The sequence below is a fragment of the Bizionia gelidisalsuginis genome (assembly GCF_008086185.1).
In the GTDB taxonomy this organism is placed as follows: Bacteria; Bacteroidota; Bacteroidia; order Flavobacteriales; family Flavobacteriaceae; genus Bizionia; species Bizionia saleffrena.
Genome location: NZ_VSKN01000045.1, coordinates 1 through 5,648, shown reverse-complemented (window position 1 = coordinate 5,648; position 5,648 = coordinate 1). Strand labels below are relative to the sequence as shown.

Below are 5,648 nucleotides of genomic sequence, written 5' to 3'. Positions count from 1 at the left end.
TCTACCTACTTACCCTTTTGATACTCTTTGGGCGTTGCAATGATGTGGTTGCTTACCCGAATAAATAGGCCTCTGTATACGGTTTCTGTTCGTCAGTACCGAGTTTTGTAGTCTCGCTTTCTTCAGATGTAACTTTGCAGTTACCACCCTTGCGACTTACTAATGCTTCTAGGCGTTACCCCAGCGCATAAGGGACTTGCACCCTATAGATTAATTACTTACTTTGCTGTAAGTTAAAGATGCCCATACTGGGCACACACAACGTATATAAAACATAGCTATTACAGGCTTCCCGAGAGGTTTATGCTTATTTATTAAGTCCGCCAAAATTTTATTTTTGTATATTTAGAAAATTAAAGATAAATAGAAAAAATAAAAATTCGGCTCGTGTATAATCCGAAAAGTTAGTGTCTATTTACACGCTACGTTTCATATACAAGACCGTTAGGTGCAAGCAAAAAAAAGTCCACCGCACGGTCAAGCACATTTCATTTTGCTCGTGCCTCACAAAATAAAAAGAGCTTGCCCTTTCCCACCGCCACCCGATTCAGTTGTATTTGAAACGATAGTATCTTATAAGGCTACAAAAGTTGGTTAAATCGGAACTTTTGTCTACTTTTGATGGACAATATTAAAATAACAAGTATGACTTTTCTTGGTAAATATCTTACTGACAAATCAATAAATAAAGCGGAAGTTTCAAGAAAAACAGGAATTGGAAAATCTCGTCTTAGTAATCTAAGTATAAAAGAGGATACAAATCTTAAAGCTGAAGAACTATATCTTATTTCTAAAGCTATAGATGCTGACCCAAATGATATTCTTGAAAAAGTATATGGACACTTAAAACTAAATAAGTAATTATGGAAAGTTTAAATTTCATAGATTTATTTTCAGGTGCAGGAGGATTATCTGAAGGTTTTATTAAAGCAGGATTTACTCCTGTTGCTCACGTAGAAATAGATAAAAAAGCTTGTGATACTTTAGAAACTCGATTAGTTTATCATAAACTAAAATCAGAAAATAAAATACAAAATTATTACGATTATATTTCAGGAAAAATGACTCGTGAAGAGTTTTTAAAAAGCTTTTCTAATTCTGACATTTCTGATTCTGTTATAAACATTCCTATTGGTGGCGAAAACAACAAAATTATATTTGAAAAAATAAATAAATTAGTAAAAGGAAAGCAAGTTGACCTGATTGTTGGTGGACCTCCTTGTCAAGCTTATTCTCTAGTTGGTAGAGCTAGAGACAAAGATGGAATGAAAAACGACCCACGAAATTTCCTTTATAAAGAATATGCAAAGTTTCTTATCAAATACGAACCGAAAGTTTTTGTTTTTGAGAATGTTATGGGATTAATAACAGCAGAAAAAGGAAGCTATTTTAAAAATATGCAAGCATATTTTAAACGAATTGGATATGAAATAGATTATACTGTTCAGAAATCAGAAGATTTTGGAGTATTACAAAAAAGAAGAAGAATAATTTTAATCGGCTGGCAAAAAGGGACTGATTTTAAGTATCCGGAATTTGATAAAATTAAAGAGGGATTTACGGTAAGTCAAATTTTATCAGATTTAAAAAGGTTAAAACCAGGGGAACAAAATAATATTACAAAATACTCGAAACCAACAACAGAGTATCTTGACAAATTTGAATTAAGAAATGGAGTTGATTTTGTCACTCAACACATTGCAAGACCTCACAATGAAAGAGACTTGAATATTTATAAAATTGCAATAAATAAATGGTTGAAAAAATCAGAAAGATTAAAATACCCTGATTTACCAACAGAGCTTAAAACTCATAAAAATGAAACGTCATTTGTTGACCGATACAAAGTAGTTGACATCAATGGTCTTTCTCATACAATGGTTGCCCACATAGCAAAGGATGGTCACCATTATATCTATCCTGATAATAAGCAAATAAGGTCTTTATCTGTTAGAGAAGCTGCAAGAATCCAATCCTTTCCAGACGATTTCTTTTTTGAAGGAGGCAGGAGTGCTGCTTTTAGACAAATTGGAAATGCCGTTCCTCCTCTAATGGCTAATGAAATTGCTAAAAAAATCAAAAAACAATTATGTCAGAAACAAAAATAAAAGACGGGTATTATAAAATTAGACCAGCAGGAAGACACATTCTTTCCATTGGACGGGACTTAATTAAAGATAAATATGCTGCCATTGTTGAATTAGTCAAAAATTCTTATGATGCAGATTCACCAACTTGTACTGTATCACTCTTACCATTTCAAAAAACAATTCTCAAAGAGAATAAGGAGATATTGGTAAAAGGCATAAAGGTAGTTATCAAGGATGAAGGACACGGAATGACCTTTAATACGGTAACTGATAAATGGATGGTTCCGTCTACAGATGATAAACTAACAAGAGAGAATAAAGGAAAAAGTCCAAAAGGGCGATTAATGCAAGGAAAAAAAGGAATTGGGAGATATTCTGCTTCAATAATAGGAGAAGATATGGTTCTTGAGACCATTGATGACAATGGTGAGTTAACTACTCTATATTTAATTTGGGAAGATTTTGAAAAAGCCAAATACTTAGAAGACGTTGATGTTCTTATTGAAAATTTCAAGACAAATAGACCTAGTGGTACTGAAATTATTATTCTTGGTGATGAAGAGCATTTGAATGATTGGAATGAGAAACAGTTAAAAAATCTAAAATCTGAATTAAAAAAATTAATACCACCAATTGACAGAACTATCCATAAAATTGATGATGATACAGAAAACTTTCAAATCATATTAGAATTAGGTGATTTTCCTTATGAAAACTATTCAAATAAAAAGGAAACCATAGAGCCTTACCCACTATTTGATTTATTTGATTACAGGATATCTGGCTCTGTTAACAATGAAGGTATAGCTAAACTAACATTTGAGAATAATAGAACAAATGATGCACAAGAAGTAATAGAACCTCTTAACCTCAATTTAAATGCAGATATTAATGAAAATTTTCAATCATTCTGTGGAGAAGTTAAATTTGACTTTAGAGTTTTTGACAGAGACCCAAGTTCAATTGACGCATTAATTGAAAGAGGATTAAAAGACCCAATAACTGGCGAATCTGTGGGTAAAAGGGAAGCTCGAATTATTCTCGATACTTATAATGGAATTGGTGTTTATCGACAAGGTTTTAGAATAAGACCTTTGGGTGACGCTGGTTTTGATTGGTTATCATTAGACAACCAAAGAGTTCAAAATCCATCACTAAAAATTGGTAGCGACCAAATAATAGGTTTTATTCATATAGAGCAAGAAGATAAGTCTGGCCTTTTAGAAAAAAGTGCTCGTGATGGGTTAAAAGAAACATCTGAGTATTTTGGATTAATGGAAATCTCAAAGCAAGTATTAAAAGAATTAGAAAGCAGAAGGTTCTTATATCGACAAAAAGTTGGATTAGGTAGGAGTAAAAGAAAAATTGAAGATAAAATTAAAGGTCTTTTCGACTTCAACGATTTACAAGAAAAAGTCAATAAAGAACTGGATTCTTTGGGTGTAGAGAAAACAAAGCGTGAGAAAATAACCAAATTAATAACTGCAAAAGAAGAAAAAAACAACAAAATTGCAGATGAATTAAAACAGATCATAGCTTTATATCAAGGCCAAGCAACTGTTGGCAAAATTGTTAATGTTATTTTACACGAAGGAAGAAAACCTTTAGGTTATTTTAAAAATCAGATTCCTTTAATAACAGAATGGAATGATGAATTAGCAGAAGAATATGACAAAGGACTTTTAGATAAAACAATTGATAGATTAACTGTTATTGGCGAGCAAGGTGATATTTTTACAAAATTATTTGAAAAACTAGACCCTCTTTCTGCAAGAAAGAGAAATAACAAAAAAGATTTCAATGTTAGAGAGGTTATTGAAAATGTTTTGGACGTCTTTGTTTCTGAGTTTGATTCACAAAATATAATTCTTGATATTGATTGTGATATAAATCAAATGATATTTGGCTGGAAAGAAGATTACTATATGATATTGACCAATCTTGTTGATAATAGTGTTTATTGGCTAAAAAATAGCAAAAAATCAACTAAAGAAATAAGTCTAAAGGTCTATGAAGATAATGAATTAATAACGATTGAATATAGAGATAATGGGCCTGGTATAGACAAAAAATTTATCGAGTCAGAAATTATTTTTGAACCTGAATTTAGTAATAGAACTGGAGGTGGATACGGATTAGGATTAGCTATAGCAGGAGAAGCAATCGATAGAAATGGAGGTATATTAAAAGCAATCCACTCTGATAATGGTGCTTATTTTAAAATAGAAACAAAGATACAATAAACGCTTATGAAATTATTAATAGTAGAAGATGACAAACCAACTCTTCAAACTTATAAAGATAATATAGAGTCATTTAATAAGGAATCTGATGTAAAAATTGAATACACCATAAAAGAAAATATTGATGAAGCAAAAAATTCTTTATTAAGTCCTGATTTTGACGGTGCGATTATTGACTTAAAATTATCTTCCTCTACAACTGATTTAGAAGGACTAGAAATTGTTGAAGAAATTGAAAATAACCAACGTTTTCCTATTTATATTGTTTCGGGTAGTATTGCACAAATAGATAAAGAAGAGAGTGCATTCTTAAAGAAAAGAAATAGAGATACTAATTTTAAAGAAATACTATCTGAAATTGTAGAAATATATAAAACAGGTATAACAAACATACTCGGTAGAAAAGGTGCAATAGATACTTATTTAAATAATATATTTTGGAATCATTTATCAAATTCAATGGAGTTATGGGTAAATGATTCTACTCGTAGCCCTGAAGAGAAAGAAAAATCCTTGCTCCGTTATACGATTTCACATATGCAAGAATATATAGATGAAGGTATTGAAAAATATCATCCAAGTGAATTTTATATAACAGCACCAATTAAATCAAATATATCTACTGGCGACATTGTGATGTATCAAACTAATAGATATTTAGTTTTAACACCTTCCTGTGATATTGTATTAAGAAAAGACGGCAATAGAAGTGCTAAAAGAATATTATTCTGTAGAATACTTCCTCTTGAGGATGTAATCGAAAACTATTCATTATTAGAATCTAATACCAGTGAAAATAATAGTAATAGAAAAAGGCTCAATACATATATTGAAAACAAAAAACAGAATTATCATTTTACACCAAAAAGCAATTCAGTAGATGCTGGTTTAATTGACTTTCAAGATAAACTGACAATTGAATCAGCAGAGGTTGAGGAAAAACTAGCAAATAAGGAGATGGAAAGAATAGCAACTGTTTCAATGCCTTTTTTAAAAGATATTATTTCTCGCTATTCTAATTATTTCTCACGCCAAGGCTCACCCGATTTTAATGTAAATGAAGTTTATAATTCTCTGTTTTAAGCCAACGCAAGTTCAAGCACATTTAAATTTTGCTCGTGCCTCACAAATTTAAAAGAGCTTTCACGCCAACGCTAGCCAGTTTGCGGAAAGAAAAGCCAGACACCTAATCGAGTAGACGGCTGACAATCGAATGATTGCCAGTGCGCCTCTCACACCACCGTACGTACGGGTCTCGTATACGGCGGTTCACCAAATCGAAGTTTGTATTTTGTTTATGTAATCTATCATCGGT

General features: G+C 31.5%; 4 protein-coding genes. All 4 read left to right on the top strand.

Annotation, left to right across the window (positions count from 1 at the left end; genetic code table 11):
* Positions 1-645: 645 nt before the first annotated feature.
* Genes ES677_RS14775 through ES677_RS14760 form a run of 4 tightly spaced genes read left to right on the top strand, consistent with a single transcriptional unit; the run spans position 646 to position 5,416 of the window.
* A complete protein-coding gene (locus ES677_RS14775) occupies positions 646-861 on the top strand; it encodes a helix-turn-helix domain-containing protein (RefSeq protein WP_148381664.1) in 216 nt (71 codons plus the stop codon).
* Positions 862-863: 2 nt separating this feature from the next.
* Positions 864-2,108, top strand: a complete 1,245-nt coding sequence (locus ES677_RS14770; protein WP_148381663.1) for a DNA cytosine methyltransferase — start codon at positions 864-866, stop codon at positions 2,106-2,108.
* Complete coding sequence (locus tag ES677_RS14765; RefSeq protein WP_148381662.1) at positions 2,090-4,333, top strand: sensor histidine kinase; 2,244 nt, start codon at positions 2,090-2,092, stop codon at positions 4,331-4,333. The genes ES677_RS14770 and ES677_RS14765 overlap by 19 nt, the downstream gene beginning before the upstream one ends.
* Positions 4,334-4,339: 6 nt before the next feature.
* Entirely contained in the window at positions 4,340-5,416 is a 1,077-nt protein-coding gene (locus ES677_RS14760; RefSeq protein ID WP_148381661.1) for a response regulator, read from the top strand.
* Positions 5,417-5,648 lie beyond the last annotated feature (232 nt).